The sequence below is a fragment of the Parafilimonas terrae genome (assembly GCF_900115755.1).
Taxonomy (GTDB): Bacteria; Bacteroidota; Bacteroidia; order Chitinophagales; family Chitinophagaceae; genus Parafilimonas; species Parafilimonas terrae.
In genome coordinates, this window is sequence record NZ_FOXQ01000018.1 from 21,280 (window position 1) to 38,211 (window position 16,932).

Consider the following 16,932-nt stretch of genomic DNA (forward strand, 5'->3'; position numbering starts at 1 on the left):
AGCTATTAGCTTTTTATTTTTTCAATAATTCAAACATTTCCCTCAGCACTTCCTTATCATCAAAATGTAATTTTTGCTTGCCGATGACCTGGTATTTCTCATGTCCCTTTCCTGCAAGCAGGATAATATCTTCAGCATTAGCGAAGCTTACTGCTGTTTTAATGGCCTCCTTTCTGTCAACAATTGATATTGATTTCCGCCTGCCCGCACTATTCAAACCTGCTTCCATATCTTTTAATATTTGTGCTGGGTCTTCGCTGCGCGGGTTATCGCTTGTAAAAATGGTGCGGGTGCTTAATGCCGCAGCTATCTCCGCCATTTCCGGACGTTTTGTTTTATCACGATCACCACCGCAGCCTACCACTGTTATAACCTGCTCATCGCCCCTGCGTAATTTTTTTATTGTTGACAATACATTTTCCAACGCATCCGGCGTGTGCGCATAATCAACAATGCCGATTATTTTTTCTTTACTGATGATGTAATCAAACCTTCCTTCAGCGCCGGTGAGGCTGCTTAAAACGAGCAATGCCTTTTCACTTTCTTCACCCAAACAAATAGCAGCGCCATACACTGCCAAAAGATTATAAGCATTGAATTCGCCAATCAAAAGAAAGTGCACTTCTTTATCGTTTACCAGCATTACCAAACCGGTTAATGCATTTTCCAAAATCTTTCCCTTGAAGTCGGCAACGTTCTTTAAACTGTAATAATATTTTTTAGCAGGCGTATTCTGTAACATAACTGTACCGCGCTTTTCATCAAGGTTTGATAAAGCAAAAGCATCGCTGGTAAGGTTATCGAAGAATGATTTTTTTACACGGATGTATTCATCGAATGTTTTATGATAATCGAGATGATCGTGTGTTATATTACTGAAGATGCCACCGGCAAAATGCAGGCCTGTTATACGATGCTGATGAATAGCATGACTGCTGCATTCCATAAATACATGCGTGCAGCTTCCATCAGCCATTTGTTTTAATAAAGCGTTTAAACTTATTGCATCCGGTGTTGTATGGGTTGAAGGAATAATTTCACTGGCAATTTGATTTTGCACCGTGCTTATTAAACCGCATTTATATTCAAGGCTGCTAAACAGCTTAAACAATAATGTTGCTATAGTAGTTTTACCATTTGTTCCGGTAACACCAACCAGCTTCAATTTTTTAGAAGGCTCATCATAAAAATTATGTGCGATATAGGCCACTGCTTCATGCGCATTCTTAACTTGTATATAGGTAACTGCATCGTATAAAAGTGCAGGCAGTTCTTCACACACAATTATAGCAGCGCCGCTATTAATTGACTGCTGAATAAAATCATGGCCATCAACCTTTTCCCCTTTTATGGCGATAAACACAGAACCATTGTGAACCTTGCGTGAATCAATAGTTATGCTATTTACATTCACATCACGGCTGCCATGAATAGCAATGATGCGCACCTTATATAATATGTCTTCCAGCTTCTTCACTAATTCAAATCAAGTTTTATTTGCTGCCCTTTTTCAATAGGCGTCCCTTCGGTTATTGATTGATTGGCTACTTTTCCAACGCCGTTTACTTTTACCACCAGCCCTGCGTCTTCACAGATGTATAAAGCATCTTTTAAACCCAGCCCTTTTAATGCGGGCATATATTTATTACTCAAAGGCATGTTTGTCAGCACAGGTTTATCCTGCTTATTGTACATCTTAGCCAATGTGGTTTTAGCAGAGTCTTTATATGAAATATTTATGGTGGAAAGAATTGATTTAATATCATCTTCATAACCGGCATAACTATAGTTTTCATTATCACCGGCATTTATTGAAGCGAACTTAACATCAGGCTGCGGCGCATTTAAAGTAACCAGCCTGTCGGCAATTTCCCTGAACACGGGGCCTGCAACCAGCGCACCATAAAATTTAGCCGCATGTGGTTTGTTTTTTATTACTACAACACAAGTGTATTGCGGGTTATCAGCAGGAAAATATCCGGCGAACGATGATTGATAAATATGATCCGCATAACCATGTTTTCCATTGGCAACAAGCGCTGTTCCCGTTTTACCGGCAACAGAATAAGTTGCACCTTTAAACAAGCGGAAAGCTGTTGCACCGGAATCTTTACAAACACCAACAAGGCATTCCTGTAATTGTTTTAACGTAACGCTGTCGCATATTGTTTCAATAGAATATGGCTGTTTTTGCTGTATAACATTCCCTTCCTGCATTACACTGTTTAATAAATATGGGCGCATCATTACACCATCATTAGCCACAGCATTATACAACATGCATATATGAAGCGGCGAAACAAGCACATTATAACCAAAGGCCATCCAGGGCAAGGTTGTAGCGCTCCAGTATTTACTGCCGGGCCGGTCAACAAAAGGTGAACGCTCACCATACAAATCAATACCGGTTAACGTATCAAGATGCAATGCTTTTAGATGATTAATAAATTGCGAGGGCTTATTGGCATAGCTTGCATAAGCCAGCTTTGCCATGCCCACATTGGAGCTTAATTCAAAAGCACGTTTTACAGTTACGTTCGTCTGGCCATGTTGCTCACTGTCATAAACCGTTCTCCTGTGTACCTGCCATGTTCCGCCTTCAAGGTTTACGATACTGCCGAGATTAAACTTTTTATCTTCCAGCACAGCAAGCATGGTTGCCAGTTTGAATGTTGAACCAGGTTCACCCGGCGACATGGCGTAATTAAAATCTTCCCAATAAGAGCCATCATTCTGGCGGCCAAGATTGGCAATAGCTTTTATCTTCCCGGTCTTAACTTCCATTACAATAGCGCAACCGTGTTCGGCTTCATTCTGCACCATCATTTTCATCAAAGCGTTTTCTGCAATTTCCTGTATGCGGCTGTCGAGTGTTGTTACAATATCTTTTCCATTCTTTGGTTCAATATCATAATCTTCATTTACAGGCACAGCAACACCGCCGGATATATAACGCACCAAACGCTTGCCAGGCGTGCCTTTCAGCAGTGTATCATAAGTTTGTTCAAGGCCAACCTTCTGCGCATTTTGCCTTTCTAAACCAATTGTTCTGAATGCTAATAGCTGATAAGGATTAAGCCGGATGTTCTGCACTTCGGCTATAAAACCGCTTTTATTTTTACCAAGCCTCACCAGCGGAAAAGTTTTTAGTTGCTGGTATTCATCGAAGCTTACTTTTTTCTTTAAAGCAAAATAACGGGCTTTGCTTTTGTAGCCTTTATTAAGAATGGCTTTATACTGAATTGCTGTTTTATCCTGGAAAAGATTAGCAAGGCATAAGCTTAAAGAGTCAATATTTTCTTTGAACACTTTACCGTTATCCTTGATTAACCCATCGGCTTTGAAGTCAACATAAATATCAAACTGCGGAATGCTGGTGCTGAGCATTTGGCCATCTTCACTATAAATAGTACCGCGTTCAGCATCCACGCTTTCAATGCGGGTGTGCATGCTGTCGCTCATGCCGCGCCAATATGCACCCTGTACCTGCTGAATGTAAAATGCTTTACCAACAATGCAGGCACATATTACAGCTATCACTATAAAACAGAGATAAACACGCCATAATATGTCTTTCTTTATTTCCATGTTTCAGCTATGAGCTATCAGATTTCAGCTATCAGCTATTGTTTTTTTATTGTTACAGAATCGGCCACCAGTTTTACCGGCGGTGTTATGCCGGGCTTTAAACCCAGCGCCGCAGCAGCCTGTGTTACCTGCGATTCACGGCTGCGGAACATTTCCAGGCTTTTCAAATTCTTGTACTCATACTCCATATCTTTCACCTGCTTTTGTGTTATGTTGATGTCGCGGATTGTATTATCCGCCCAATGCCCGTTGGCTATATAAACAATTGCCAGCACTGCCAGGAAGAGTAAAAAACCAAAATGCTTTACTATCCAGGCATAGTTTATCCAACCCTTACCCTGGGCAGTTTGCGTTGTTTCTGTTTTTTTACTGAATAAACCCATTGAATAATTTTGTTTATACTATTTAACCTGTCAGTTTTTTTGCTGAATTATTTGATGCAGTATAAGGGAGTGACACAACCGTGATGCCATCTGCATTGTAGCTGATTACCAAATAATTCCCCTACTACCGGCCTTGCACTTTTAAGCGTTTGGCCGGTTATATTTTTTCTGCAACACGAAGCTTTGCACTGCGCGACCTCGGATTTCGCTTCAATTCTTCTTCGCCTGGCGTTACAGGTTTTTTATACACTGTTTTGAATACCGTTTGTTTTTGTGCCGTACTGAAAGGATTGTTTTCATCTTCGCTTGTGCCTGCCTGTTTAAAGAAGTTTTTTACAATGCGGTCTTCTATGGAGTGGAATGTAATGATGGCAACTCTTGCGTGCGGGAGCAGTACACCGGGTAACTGGCCAAGCATTTCGTTAAGGGCGCCCATTTCGTCGTTCACCTCTATTCTCAGCGCCTGAAAAACCTGTGCGAAATATTTATTGGGATTTCCTTTTACAACAGGCTGCAACATCAACTTAAAAGACGCTATATCTTTTAGCGGCATTGTGCCGCGCTGCTGTACAATATGCCTTGCTAATGTTTTAGAATTGGAAACTTCACCGTACTGTTCGAATAATTTGTGAAGCTGCGGTTCGCTGTACTGCATTAAAACCTGCGCTGCCGTTTTTTCTGTGCGCTTATCCATACGCATGTCCAGCGGGCCGTTGAAACGTGTAGAAAATCCTCTTTCCGCCTCATTGAACTGGAAACTGCTTACACCCAGATCTGCCAGCACCCCGTTTACATTTTCATACTGGTGCAGTTTTAAAAAACGCTGCAAATGGCGAAAGTTATGCGGAACAAAAATGAGGCGCTCATCCGCCTGAATATTTTGCTGCGCATCGGCATCCTGGTCAAAGGCAATCAATCTTCCTGCCTCACTTAACTTTTCAAGAATGCCTTTTGCATGACCACCGCCACCAAAAGTGCAGTCAACGTACACGCCGTTTGGCTGAATGTTAAGCGCATCAATTGCCTCATTGAATAAAACAGGAACATGATACGATGATTCAGGCTGCATATAACTGTTTTAAAAGTTTATGCCGGCTGTAACATCTGAGGCAAGGCTTGCGAAAGCGTCAGATGAAAAATCTTCAAAGAGCTTTTTATACTTACCGGAATCCCAAATTTTTATTTTATCAATGTCGGAGGCGAGCAAAATATCTTTCCCCAGCCCTGCATACTCCCTCAACGAAGGCGGCAGCAAAATTCTTCCCGCACTATCCAGCTCAACATAACTGGCGCCGCCAACAAACAATGTCCTGAATTGGCTTACCTTCGGATTGAATTCATTCAGCTTTTTAATTTTCTCTTCAATGGTCTCCCAGCTTTTTTGTGGATATAGCAACAAACATTTTTCAAAACCACGGCTGATTACCATAGTGGTGGTTCCTTCCGGCATTTGTTTTTTCAACCCGCCGGGGAGAAGGAAGCGCCCTTTGGCATCAATTGTTGCTTCATATTCACCCAGAAAACCAGCCATTTAGAGAATTTAAAGAACGAATGTATAAAATAATGACACAAAATAACACTTTTTCCCACTTTTATTTGAAATTTGGGCTTTTGATATTTTTCCACATATTTATTTCAGCCTGAAATTCAGTTGCAGCAATGCTTTCAGCGGCTTTTTACTAAAATTTTCAGCGGCTTATGTGCAGATACGGTGGATAAACTGTGGCTGAAGATGGCTTGATTGTGATTTTAGAATTTTGAACGCCGCAATCTTATTGTATTGAATAGATAAATTACTTCGTGCAACTTTGCGCCTTCCTGTTTTGTGGTTTAGATATTTGAACCACGAAGACGCTAAGGCACAAAGCAAACACAAAGAAGAATGAGCATTTCCCCGAAACAGTTACAGATAAAAGATTTTGATTACGATTTACCGGATGAAAAAATAGCCAAACATCCGCTGGCGAAAAGAGACGCCAGTAAATTGCTCATATATAAAAACGGAGAAATAAAGACAGATAACTTCATCCATCTTTCCAATTACCTGCCAGAAGGTTCACTCATCATTTTTAATAATACAAAAGTGGTTGAAGCAAGATTGTTGTTTAAAAAAACGACCGGTACAACCATTGAAATTTTTTGCCTTGAACCGGCTGATGATTATGCAGACATCACAACAGCCATGCTGCAGCATAAGAAAGTTTTATGGAAATGTTTAATAGGCAATGCGAAGAAATGGAAAGATGAAATTCTCGTAAAGAAGATTTTGCATAACGGGAAAGAAATTGAATTAAGTGTAAAAAAAATAAGCAGGCAGGGAGAGAATTTTATTATTGAATTTTCATGGAATGATGAACAGTTAAGCTTTGCGGAAATATTGCATACTGGCGGTGTAATTCCATTGCCACCTTACATGCACCGTGATGCGGATGATGAAGATAAAAAGCGCTATCAAACAGTTTATGCAAAGCACGACGGCTCCGTTGCAGCGCCTACAGCGGGTTTGCATTTTACAGGTAATGTTTTTGAAAGATTATCAGCAAAAAATATTCAACGGGATTTTGTAACACTGCATGTGGGCGCAGGCACGTTCAAACCTGTAAAAACAGAGACAATTGAAGCACATGAAATGCATTCGGAGTTCTTTGAAGTAAGTGTTGAATTGATTGAGAAACTCATTAATGCATCAAATCAAAACATTATTGCGGTTGGAACGACAAGTTTGAGAACATTGGAAAGCCTCTATTGGATGGGAGTGAAAATCAGTCAACAGTCAACAGTCAATGGTCAACAGAATATTACTATTGATGATATAACTATTCATCAATGGGATGTATATGAGTTGAATGATGAAAACATTTCTTTTGAAGATGCATTGCATGCTTTACTTGAATGGATGAAAGCAAACAATCTTAATAAGCTTATTGCCAAAACGCAAATCATTATTGCACCGCCTTATAAGTTGAAAGTTGCAGATATTTTAATTACTAATTTTCATCAGCCTAAATCAACATTATTGTTATTGGTGGCAGCCGTTATTGGCAACGATTGGAAGAAAGTATATGATTATGCATTGAACAATAATTTCCGATTTCTCAGTTATGGCGATAGCTGTTTGTTTTTTGCATTATAGAGCCCGGTGTTTTGCAGGGTCGAATGTGCGCTTCCAGCGACGGTGTGTCCATAAATAATTTTCAGGTTGTTCGCGAATATTCTCCTCAATTAAATCTCTTGTTCGTTTTGTAATCTCTCCTTCAGTTAACAGTCGGGGGTTTGCAGTTATTTCAATTAAATCAGCATGATAATAGCCGCGTTTTATCTTTTTAAATTTTGCATAAACACACACACTATTATTTAACCGGGCCGTTTTTTCAGGGCCGGTAACAAATGGCACCATCTTTCCAAAAAAGGGCAACCAGTAAGCGAGGTTATAATGACCGGCATTTTGATCGGCCACAAATACCAGGCATGATTGTTCTTTACTATAAGGTTTAAAATCTTTAAGAAAAGAAGTAGCGCCAATCATTTTTGCATTGAAGCGTGTACGCAGTTTAATAAATACTTTATCCATTGCTTTGTTGGCAATCGGCATATAAACAACCAGTACAGAAAATTTTGAAGCAAGGCTTACAGAAAGGTTTGCATATTCCCAGTTAAAAAAATGACCAAGATGCAACTGCACATTTTTTCCTTCCTTATAATACTTATCCAGGAATGCATAATCCCATGTCATGCGCTTTTCCAACTGCGCAGGTGAAAGGCTGAAGAGTTTTATCACTTCAATAAAATTATCGGTAAAATTTTTATAGAAGCTTTTTGCAATAAGCCTTCTTTCTTCGTTTGTTTTTTTAGGAAAAGCAATAGCAAGATTGGAAAGCACTACCGCTTTTCTGTACCCGATTATATAGTAAATAAGCAAGTAGGCTAAATAACTTATACCGTATAACATCCAAAAGGGAAGCAATGAAATAAGATATAGAAATCCGTAAAGAACGTAGTACATTAAAGAAAGATAATACTTACAAAATTATATTTTGCAATAGATTGCTTTTGTTTGGATGATCCGTATTGTAATGCAGGCCGCGGCTTTCTTTTCTAAACTCAGCACTTTTTACAATCAAATAGCCAACCGAAATAAGATTGCGTAACTCGCACAACTGCGGTGAAACTTTTGTTGATTTGTATAAGGCTTCCGTCTCAGTAAATAACAAATCAAGCCGCTTCATGGCGCGGTCAAGGCGCACGTCGTTTCGAACGATGCCCACATAATCGCTCATTATTTGCTGCAGTTCTTTCAGGCTTTGCGTAATCAGGATCATTTCTTTCGGCTCCGAAGTGCCAAGTGTATTCCAATCCGGAACGGCGCTTTCCAAATCTTCAAAAAATTTAAGGCCGTTTATTTTTTCAACAGTATTTAAATAAGCACGGTGACCAAACACCATTGCTTCTAAAAGACTATTACTTGCCAATCGATTGGCGCCATGCAAACCGGTGCTGGCACATTCGCCACAGGCATATAAATTAAGAATAGAGGTTCGCGCCCATTCATCGGTTTTAATGCCACCGCAACTATAATGCGCCGCCGGTGCAACGGGTATCATTTGCTTCGACACATCAATCCCAATACTTAAACATTTTTCATAAATGTTGGGAAAATGATGAATGAATTTTTCCATATCCATGTGGCGGCAATCAAGATACACGTGTTCCGTACCTGTAATCTTCATTTCATTATCTATGGCACGGGCAACAATATCACGGGGCGCAAGGTCTTTTCTTGCATCATAGCGTTCCATAAATGCTTCTTCATTTTTATTGCGAAGAATGCCGCCATCTCCACGCACAGCTTCCGTGATAAGGAATGAAGGAGAAACACCGGATTCATATAATGCTGTTGGATGAAATTGGATAAACTCCATATTTTCTACCCTTCCCTTTGCGCGATAAACCATTGCAATGCCATCGCCGGTTGCTATTTTAGGATTTGTTGTTGTGCGGTACACCTGCCCGCAACCACCGGATGCAAGCACCGTTATTGGCGCTAATATTTTTTCGATGTGATTGGTGTTAATATTCAAAACATATACGCCATAACAGGTGATATCTGTTGTGGATTTTGTAACGAGGTAACCAAGATGATGTTGGGTTATTATATCAACTACAAAACAATAATTGATAAACCTTATGTTAGGAAACTTCTTTACTTCCTTTAATAAAGCGCGTTCCATTTCCCTTCCCGTTACATCTTTATGATGAAGAATGCGGTTTTCGCTGTGACCGCCTTCACGGCCCAAAGTATATTCACCGGTTTCATCTTTATCGAAACGGGCGCCGTAGCCAATTATCTCGCGAATACGTTCCGGGCCTTCTTTTACAACAATCTCAACAACGTGTTCGTTACATAAGCCATCACCAGCGATTAAAGTATCATCAATATGTTTATCGAAGCTGTCGTTCTCATCATCCCAAACGCCGGCCACACCACCTTGCGCATATTTAGTGTTGGTTTCATCGGCAGTGGTTTTTGTAAGAACGATAATTTCTTTTTCAGGAAAAGCTTTTGCCATTTTAATAGAGTAGGTTAACCCGGCAATGCCTGAACCAATAACAAGAAAATCTGTTTGCATAGAGTGCAAAGAAACAATGATTATCTTTTTGAAATAAAAAACAGTTTAAATTGATGCCAGGCGCACATTCATTTGCGACAATTCTGCAAATAAAAAAGCGCAGGCTTTTATAAAGACCTGCGCTCACAATAAATTCGATGGCCGCTAAACGTCTGTGCTTCTTCTGCCAAATATCAACGATAAAATAAACAGCACTATAAACAGGAAAAACAAAAATTTGGCTATACCTGCTGCGCCTGCTGCGATACCACCAAAACCAAATATTGCAGCTATTATAGCTACAACCAGAAATATTAATGTCCAACGTAACATAGTATTAAATTTTAATGATGAACAATGCATACATTAAATAAAATACCATGCCATCTTATTTTTTCCTTTAAAAAAATGATTGCAGCGATTAATCCGGCATTATGAGGAATAAAATTCCACATAATGTACATGGCTGCGTACATTATTTTTCCATTTGATCAATAACCTGTTGTGTAACGCCGGTAAAGCTGAAGCCGCCATCATGAAACAGGTTTTGCATGGTCACCATTTTTGCATAATCGCTAAAAAGCAAGGTGCAATAGTTAGCGCAATCTTCCCCGGATGCATTACCCAGCGGGCTCATTTTTTCGGCATAAGCCATAAAGCCATCAAAGCCTTTTACACCGCTGCCGGCTGTTGTTTTGGTAGGTGACTGGGATATTGTATTTACACGTACCTTTTTCTTTATACCATAATAATAGCCAAAGCTGCGGGTAACGCTTTCAAGCAATGCTTTTGCATCGGCCATTTCATTGTAATCGGGGAATACGCGCTGTGCAGCAATGTAGGTAAGCGCAACCACACTGGCGCCTTCGTTCAATGCATCCAAATCCCATGCAGTGCGTAAAACACGGTGCAGGCTCATGGCTGAAATATCCAGCGTTTTCTGATTGAAGTTATAATCGATTTCTGTATAAGCTTTCCCTTTGCGCACATTAAGGCTCATACCAATTGAATGCAGAATAAAATCAATACCGCCGCCAAAATGTTTCATGCTTTCTTCAAACAGCTTTTTCAGATCATCCATATTTACCACATCGGCAGGAATAACAGGTGCATTACCGCATTCAGCAGAAAGTTTATTTATTTCACCCATGCGTAAAGCAATAGGTGCATTGGTTAAAACAAGCTGAGCGCCTTCGCGGTAGCAGGCCTGCGCAGTTTTCCAGGCAATGCTTTGTTCGTTCAATGCACCGAAAATGATGCCTTTCTTTCCTTTTAGTAAATTATACATGACTTTAATTTAAAGTGATAAAAGTAAATTAATTCGCAACCTGAATTGCCTGCAAATAAACAAACTGTTTAAAATATACCGGTGCATTTTGGTTTTGTTGTTGAAATAAAATTATCCGGGTATGCATTTAATTCATTGTTTTAGCGGCCTGAAAATAAATACCAACATTTTTTTACTCCCTATCTTTTTTTGCCTGAATTTTATTTTTACATATTTAAAACAAATACAATGAAAACTTCAGTTCTTACTTTAATTGCAATTGCTTTTTTAACCTGTGCAAAAGCACAAACAGCCGATGAGATTATTGCCAAACATATTGATGCTATTGGCGGAAAAGATAAACTGGCCCAGGTAAATTCTGTGTATATGGAAAGCACTTCAGAGATTATGGGCAATGAATCTGCTACAAAAACATCTGTTGTAAATGGTAAAGGTTACAGGAATGAATCTGACTTCAACGGTCAAAGCCTTGTTCAGGTTATAACAGATAAAGGAGGATGGATGATTAATCCTTTTGCGGGCTCAACAGATGCTGTGGCTTTTTCAGATGATCAGTTCCAGGCTTCTTCCGACCAGGTGTATATTGATCCTTTGTTTAACTATGCAGCCAATGGCGCAAAAGTTGAATTGCAGGGCCAGGAAAAAGTTGGCGATATAAATGCCTATAAAATTAAATACACCAATAAATACAATTCTGACATTACTTACTATATAGATCCTTCAACATGGTATGTAATCCAGGCCGTAAAAAAAGGAGAGGCGATGGGCCAGGCCATAACGATAACGGTAACGCCTTCCGATTATAAAAAAACAGATTTTGGCGTTGTTTTTCCAAATAAAACACACCTGGATATGGAGCAGTTTGCTTTAGATGTAACGGTAAATAAACTTGAAGTAAACAAAGAAATCGATCCGGCCATTTTCGATATGCCTAAATAAAGCTGTTTAAACCAGGCATGAAATAATGCCGTAAAATTAAAAGAGGAAGTTTGCGTTGCACTTACTTCCTCTTTTTTGTTATGCTGACCAGATACGCTAAACAAAAACATTATTTGCTTATGCCATATTTCGTTTTATAACGTTCGTATAATTGTTTTTGTTTATTATCAAGGTTTATTTGCCGGCCTTGTATAAAAGCATACCCGATATTGCTCGACTTTGCATCCAGCACATCGCCATCGCTTACAATAATATTGGCATCTTTACCAGCTTCAAGCGAGCCGGTTTTATTATCAATACCTAAAATTTTAGCAGCATTTAATGTTATGGCCTGCACCGCCTGTTCTCTTGTTAAGCCAAACCCAACCGCCACGCCTGCGTTGAACATAAGGTTCCGGCCACGGTTCATTTCATCAAAATCATTAATGCAATACAATACGCCTGCCTGCTGTAATTGATAAGGCAGTTTTGCATACGTATCCACATCATCATCCTGCATTATGGGCAGCGTATGCATCTGATTAAGTATAACGCCAATATTATTTTGCTTTAGATAACCGGTGATTTTATTAGCTTCTGTGCCGCCAACAATTACCGTTTTAAAACCAAATTCCTTTGCAAACTCAATGGCAATCATCATTTCATTTACCATTTCGCAATGCACAAAAAAGATTTGGGTTTTATTAAACAAACCATTTACTGCTTCAAATTTTATATTGGTAACGGTGTGGGCAGGTTCAGCAAGATAGGCTTTTGCTTCGCGGAAGAAAGTGCGCACTTCATCAATTTGATCGTATGCTTTTTTTAAGATATCGGCGGCATCCGCACTTCTCCGGCCAGGCATAAGTGAAGGCATACGAAAATGAATGCCATTATCCTTTTGATAGGCTGCATCTTCCCAATTCCATCCGTCTAATTGCATAACAGATGAAGTGCCGCTGATAATGCCACCATCAGGAACAATGTTTGCAAGCAAAACGCCATTACTTCTAACGGTATTGATAATTTTTGAATCGGTATTATAAGCAACCAATGAATGCACGCCGGGATTTAATTCACCCAGTTCATATTCATCGTGCTCAGAACGTATTGCGCCTATTTCATTCAGGCCAATCTGGCTGTCGCTTAAAATAAAACCGGGATAAATTTGCTTGCCGGTGCAATCAATAATTTTTGCATCGCTTACATCAGCAGATTTACCAACTCCCGTAATCTTTCCCTTTGCAAAAACAATTGTGCCATCTTCAATTACCTGCCCATTGCCAATATGAATAGTGGCATGCATTAAAGCAATTGCCTGTGTTTGTGCCGGCGCAGGTAAAACGTTTGATTGCGCAGTAACTTTTATGATGATAGTTAAAGAAAGTATGGTGAAAATATTTTTCATGTTTATTTAGTTTGAATGTTTACGAGTTCACATGTTCACAAGTTCTTATGCTCATCTCTCAGACCTGAACTTAGTTCCCTTTAATTCGCTCGTTTGTAAATAGTCAATTAGTTTTTGAAGTAAAACAATTATTTCCTTTGCGTGTTTATAAAGTAAATAAAATTCATACTGGTTTAAATATTTTCTATCCAATGCCCTGTAAAGCCGAGAACGGAATTCGCCGCATGAACCTTTTGAAATATATAAAAACTGAATAAACTCACGGTTTCCGCTACGCTCAAATCCCTCAGCAATATTATCCATAATTGAACCTGAAGAACCTTCAATCTGATCAATCAATCTATAACTGTGTTTGAATTTTCCATCATCAATCAATTCGCCTGCAAGCCTGCAAAGTTCTCTTGCCCTTTGCCAGGAAATAATATCTTCAAAACATTTTATGGTTGCCATATTATAAAGTTTGATAGTTTACGGCTCAGTCAACTTGTAAACCTGTGAACACGTGAACTTGTGAACTAAAAATCAAAACCCTCCAACCATCGCCCCCACCCTGTCTTCTTCGCATTCATTTATCTGATCAAATGTTCTTGTGGCAGGTTGTGTTTTGGCACCTTCTTTTTTTGCAGTAAGCATTTTTTGAATAAGCCTGTTTCTTTCATTTGCAATATAAATGCGCATGGTTGAATCCCGTTGCCTGTCGTAATATTCAATACCATCAACAAACGTTTTTTGTGCAGTTGCATATACACTCAACGGGTTATCATTCCATAAAACAAGGTCTGCATCTTTGCCAACTTTAATGCTGCCCACACGGTCTGCAACATGCAGCATAATGGCAGGGTTTAATGTGCACATTTTAAATGCCTGCTCCGGTGTTATACCGCCATATTTAATGGTTTTTGCTGCCTCCTGGTTCAGGTGGCGAGCCATCTCAGCATCATCACTATTTATGGCAACCGTTAAACCAACATCCGTCATTAAAGCAGCATTGTAAGGAATAGCATCCTGCACTTCAGCTTTATACGCCCACCAGTCGCTGAAAGTGGATGCATAAGCACCATGAGCTTTTAATTTATCCGCCACTTTATATCCTTCAAGAATATGCGTGAAGGTGTTCACCTTAAAGTGAAATGAATCGGCAACATGCATCAGCATATTTATTTCGCTTTGCACATAAGAATGACAGGTTATAAACCTTTTTGCATTAAGTATTTCTACCAATGCATCCAGCTCCAAATCTTTTCTTTTACCGGCGCCTTGTTTTTCATAATCTTCAGCCCGGATAAAAGCATCAGTTAAAACCTGTTCGACGCCCATGCGCGTATTGGGGAAACGGCTGTTGGTGGGGGAATAAGAGCGCTTTACATTTTCTCCTAAAGCAAACTTTATAAAGCCATCCCAGTTTTCAAATTTCATTTCTTCTGCATCTTTACCCCATCTTAATTTTATTAGCTGCGTTTGGCCGCCGATGGTGTTACAGCTTCCATGTAAAATATGTGAAGATGTTACTCCATCTGAAAGCTGGCGGTAAATCTGTATATCTTCCGGGTCTATTACATCGCCCACACGCACTTCTGCCGTTACAGATTGTGAGCACTCATTGATGCCGCCTGTTGCTGCAATATGCGAATGCTCATCAATGATGCCCGGTGATAAATACATACCGGTGGCATCAATTTGTTTTGCACCTGCAGCGGAAAGATTTTTACCAACAGCAGCAATCTTTCCGCCTTTAATTAACACATCCGTGTTTTGCAAAATGCCATCGGCTTCGTTAGTCCACACCGTTGCATTTTTAATTAAAACATCTTCCTGTTTGGGCATAGTTGTAAAACCATAACCAACAAACGGATATAGTACACTTGTATCAATTAAATCTTTTTTCTTTTTTGGTTTAGCAGTATCAGGTTTTTCAATGTATGGCGATGATGCAACCATATTCCATGCCACCGTATTACCATAAGCATCATAACCGGAACCATTCCATGCATTATTATTAATGATGCCGGCGAGGAAATTGTTTTTGGAACTATCCGCTTTAGCGCTCCATCTTAAATTAACCGAGTTATTGATGATGCTTAATTTAATGTCGGTTTTAGTTGTATCGCCTGCAGGCTTAATAGTGGCAGAAAGCTTATCAGGCCTGCCTTCCACAGCCACATCATACTGCCTGTTATTATTATTTTGCTTAATGGTAAGTTTATAATTGCCGCGATAATCGTTCCATCCTTTATCTGTTATAATAAACTTCTTACCCAAAATCCAGTTTTGGAGAAAGACTGTTTTTTCATCAAATACAGGGCCTGTGGTAATAATGAAATCAGCAAGTTTGCCGGCTTCTATACTTCCTATTTTATCGTAAGCGCCAATTAATGTGGCGGGCGTTTTAGTTAAAGCATCCAATGCTTTTGATTCACTCAATCCATTATCAATTGCTTTACGAAGATTATCCAAAAATTCACCGGGAGCAGTACCGCTGGCTGTAAGCGTAAAATTTAGACCTGCTTTATCAAACATCCCCGGTTCAAGCGGCGCCATTTCCCAATGCTTCATTACGCCTAATGCAACAAGGCTTGTGGCATTTGGGTCTTCCACATCAATAGCTTTTGGAAAGTTTAGTGGCAGAATGAAATTTGCTTTTGTAGCTTTCATTTCAGCCATGCGCTGGTATTCATTGCCCCCGCCTTTAATAATATATTGCACGCCAAATTCACCGGCAATTTTTGCTGCACGCAATACATTCCATTTTTCACCAGCATCAAAAATTTGTGGTAATGATTGATTATCGTTCCAGGCTTGTAAAGAAAGATTGGTGCCTTCGCTGGTTGACTTTTCCCTGTCTTCAGGCTTAAGATTTTTATACCATGCAGCATCAAGATAAGTTTGCCGTAATAAAGCAACCGCGCCCATTAACGACGTTGGATAATCCTGCGTGGAACTGCCTTTGCTGAACGAATAAAAAGCCGCCGCTTTTTCTTTCAGCATATTAAAATTTTCTTTTTCATCGCTTAACGTAACAAGCGTGCCTGTGCCGCGTGCAATGCCATCCTGCAAATGTGAAAGCACAACGCCAAAGCCTATGCTGCGCATGTCTTTAGCTTTCTCATTATTTACAGCATATACTTTATAGGCATCCGTTTCAGGGCGAATGGCCTGGTTCCATCCGTAAGCGCCTTTGGTATCGCTTACCGGCTGCACAGTGTAGCCACGGCGTTGCGCAGGTTGTGTTGCCGTTGTAATGCCATAATCGCTAATAAGATCGATGAACGAAGGATAAATGTATTTACCCTTGCAATCAATACTTGCAGCATCTTTTGGCACAGCGAGGTTGTTGCCAACAGCAATTATTTTTCCTTCTTTAATAATGAGTGTTGCATCTTTTAAAGTTGTTTTGGAATCCTTAATAATGGTAGCATGTGTAAAGGCAACATAGCCTTGCCGGTAATCATGTATGCCATTAACCGGAAAGGTTTCCTGCGCTTGTGCTACTGAAATAATACAACAAAAAAAGAAGAGCAGTTTGGTTCTTTTCATGAGTGAAATTCAGATTTTACTAAAAGAGTAAAATTAACAGGTTACACTTTATAACAAAAGGGTTTGTTGTAAAAACAAAAGATGATACAAATATTATGGTCAGGCTAATGGTGAGTTGTGGGTAGTGAATGGTGGGTAAATCCTGTGAAGCATTTATTATTGATAACACATCTGAAATGCATATAACTTTTACGCTTCAGCCATACT

At 39.6% G+C, this 16,932-nt stretch carries 14 protein-coding genes; 2 read left to right on the plus strand and 12 right to left on the minus strand.

The features are described 5' to 3' along the window. Positions 1–13: 13 nt before the first annotated feature. From BM015_RS20020 to mraZ, 5 genes are all read right to left on the minus strand, one after another. Positions 14–1,477 carry a UDP-N-acetylmuramoyl-L-alanyl-D-glutamate--2,6-diaminopimelate ligase gene (locus tag BM015_RS20020; RefSeq protein ID WP_090662919.1) on the minus strand — a complete coding sequence of 488 codons (1,464 nt, stop codon included), beginning with the start codon at positions 1,475–1,477 and terminating at the stop codon, positions 14–16. Then, entirely contained in the window at positions 1,477–3,588 is a 2,112-nt protein-coding gene (locus BM015_RS20025; RefSeq protein ID WP_090662921.1) for a penicillin-binding transpeptidase domain-containing protein, read from the minus strand. Before BM015_RS20025 ends, BM015_RS20020 begins: the two co-directional genes overlap by 1 nt. 35 nt (positions 3,589–3,623) lie before the next feature. After that, on the minus strand, positions 3,624–3,971 hold the full coding sequence (locus tag BM015_RS20030; protein WP_245751522.1) for an FtsL-like putative cell division protein: 348 nt from the start codon (positions 3,969–3,971) through the stop codon (positions 3,624–3,626). Between the two features lie 157 nt (positions 3,972–4,128). Then, positions 4,129–5,040 (minus strand): 16S rRNA (cytosine(1402)-N(4))-methyltransferase RsmH, encoded by a 912-nt coding sequence (gene rsmH / locus BM015_RS20035; RefSeq protein ID WP_090662923.1) that lies wholly within the window; start codon positions 5,038–5,040, stop codon positions 4,129–4,131. A gap of 9 nt (positions 5,041–5,049) precedes the next feature. Beyond that, a complete protein-coding gene (gene mraZ, locus BM015_RS20040) occupies positions 5,050–5,502 on the minus strand; it encodes a division/cell wall cluster transcriptional repressor MraZ (protein WP_090662925.1) in 453 nt (150 codons plus the stop codon). Between the two features lie 351 nt (positions 5,503–5,853). On the opposite strand from mraZ, the gene BM015_RS20045 reads away from it, so the two are divergent. Continuing rightward, positions 5,854–7,104: an S-adenosylmethionine:tRNA ribosyltransferase-isomerase gene (locus BM015_RS20045; RefSeq protein ID WP_090662927.1), complete on the plus strand. Its 1,251-nt coding sequence runs from the start codon at positions 5,854–5,856 to the stop codon at positions 7,102–7,104. On the opposite strand, the gene BM015_RS20050 is transcribed toward BM015_RS20045, so the two are convergent. From BM015_RS20050 to BM015_RS20065, 4 genes are all read right to left on the minus strand, one after another. Further along, entirely contained in the window at positions 7,099–7,974 is an 876-nt protein-coding gene (locus BM015_RS20050) for a lysophospholipid acyltransferase family protein (RefSeq protein ID WP_090662929.1), read from the minus strand. The genes BM015_RS20045 and BM015_RS20050 overlap by 6 nt on opposite strands. A 16-nt stretch (positions 7,975–7,990) precedes the next feature. Further along, positions 7,991–9,598, minus strand: coding sequence for an L-aspartate oxidase (nadB, locus tag BM015_RS20055; RefSeq protein ID WP_090662931.1), 1,608 nt, complete (start codon positions 9,596–9,598; stop codon positions 7,991–7,993). 144 nt (positions 9,599–9,742) lie between these two features. Then, a complete protein-coding gene (locus BM015_RS20060) occupies positions 9,743–9,910 on the minus strand; it encodes a DUF1328 family protein (protein WP_090662933.1) in 168 nt (55 codons plus the stop codon). Positions 9,911–10,052: 142 nt separating this feature from the next. After that, on the minus strand, positions 10,053–10,865 hold the full coding sequence (locus BM015_RS20065; RefSeq protein ID WP_090662935.1) for an enoyl-ACP reductase FabI: 813 nt from the start codon (positions 10,863–10,865) through the stop codon (positions 10,053–10,055). Positions 10,866–11,093: 228 nt separating this feature from the next. Between BM015_RS20065 and BM015_RS20070 the strand changes: the two genes are divergently transcribed. Then, complete coding sequence (locus tag BM015_RS20070; protein WP_090662937.1) at positions 11,094–11,804, plus strand: LolA-like protein; 711 nt, start codon at positions 11,094–11,096, stop codon at positions 11,802–11,804. Between the two features lie 109 nt (positions 11,805–11,913). Here BM015_RS20070 and BM015_RS20075 read toward each other — a convergent pair whose 3' ends face one another. The 3 genes from BM015_RS20075 to BM015_RS20085 all read right to left on the minus strand — a co-directional run bounded on the left by BM015_RS20075 (position 11,914) and on the right by BM015_RS20085 (position 16,725). Then, complete coding sequence (locus BM015_RS20075; protein ID WP_090662939.1) at positions 11,914–13,191, minus strand: amidohydrolase family protein; 1,278 nt, start codon at positions 13,189–13,191, stop codon at positions 11,914–11,916. 51 nt (positions 13,192–13,242) lie between these two features. Next, on the minus strand, positions 13,243–13,641 hold the full coding sequence (locus BM015_RS20080; RefSeq protein WP_090662940.1) for a four helix bundle protein: 399 nt from the start codon (positions 13,639–13,641) through the stop codon (positions 13,243–13,245). Between the two features lie 72 nt (positions 13,642–13,713). Then, positions 13,714–16,725 carry an amidohydrolase family protein gene (locus tag BM015_RS20085; protein WP_090662942.1) on the minus strand — a complete coding sequence of 1,004 codons (3,012 nt, stop codon included), beginning with the start codon at positions 16,723–16,725 and terminating at the stop codon, positions 13,714–13,716. Between the last annotated feature and the right edge of the window lie 207 nt (positions 16,726–16,932).

Excerpts from the sequence above, each read along its gene's own strand:
- BM015_RS20025 (WP_090662921.1), bottom strand. The coding sequence starts at position 3,588 with ATGGAAATAAAGAAAGACATATTATGGCGTGTTTATCTCTGTTTTATA.
- BM015_RS20030 (WP_245751522.1), bottom strand. The coding sequence starts at position 3,971 with ATGGGTTTATTCAGTAAAAAAACAGAAACAACGCAAACTGCCCAGGGT.
- rsmH (WP_090662923.1), bottom strand. The coding sequence starts at position 5,040 with ATGCAGCCTGAATCATCGTATCATGTTCCTGTTTTATTCAATGAGGCA.
- mraZ (WP_090662925.1), bottom strand. The coding sequence starts at position 5,502 with ATGGCTGGTTTTCTGGGTGAATATGAAGCAACAATTGATGCCAAAGGG.
- BM015_RS20045 (WP_090662927.1), top strand. The coding sequence starts at position 5,854 with ATGAGCATTTCCCCGAAACAGTTACAGATAAAAGATTTTGATTACGAT.
- BM015_RS20050 (WP_090662929.1), bottom strand. The coding sequence starts at position 7,974 with ATGTACTACGTTCTTTACGGATTTCTATATCTTATTTCATTGCTTCCC.
- nadB (WP_090662931.1), bottom strand. The coding sequence starts at position 9,598 with ATGCAAACAGATTTTCTTGTTATTGGTTCAGGCATTGCCGGGTTAACC.
- BM015_RS20060 (WP_090662933.1), bottom strand. The coding sequence starts at position 9,910 with ATGTTACGTTGGACATTAATATTTCTGGTTGTAGCTATAATAGCTGCA.
- BM015_RS20065 (WP_090662935.1), bottom strand. The coding sequence starts at position 10,865 with ATGTATAATTTACTAAAAGGAAAGAAAGGCATCATTTTCGGTGCATTG.
- BM015_RS20070 (WP_090662937.1), top strand. The coding sequence starts at position 11,094 with ATGAAAACTTCAGTTCTTACTTTAATTGCAATTGCTTTTTTAACCTGT.
- BM015_RS20075 (WP_090662939.1), bottom strand. The coding sequence starts at position 13,191 with ATGAAAAATATTTTCACCATACTTTCTTTAACTATCATCATAAAAGTT.
- BM015_RS20080 (WP_090662940.1), bottom strand. The coding sequence starts at position 13,641 with ATGGCAACCATAAAATGTTTTGAAGATATTATTTCCTGGCAAAGGGCA.
- BM015_RS20085 (WP_090662942.1), bottom strand. The coding sequence starts at position 16,725 with ATGAAAAGAACCAAACTGCTCTTCTTTTTTTGTTGTATTATTTCAGTA.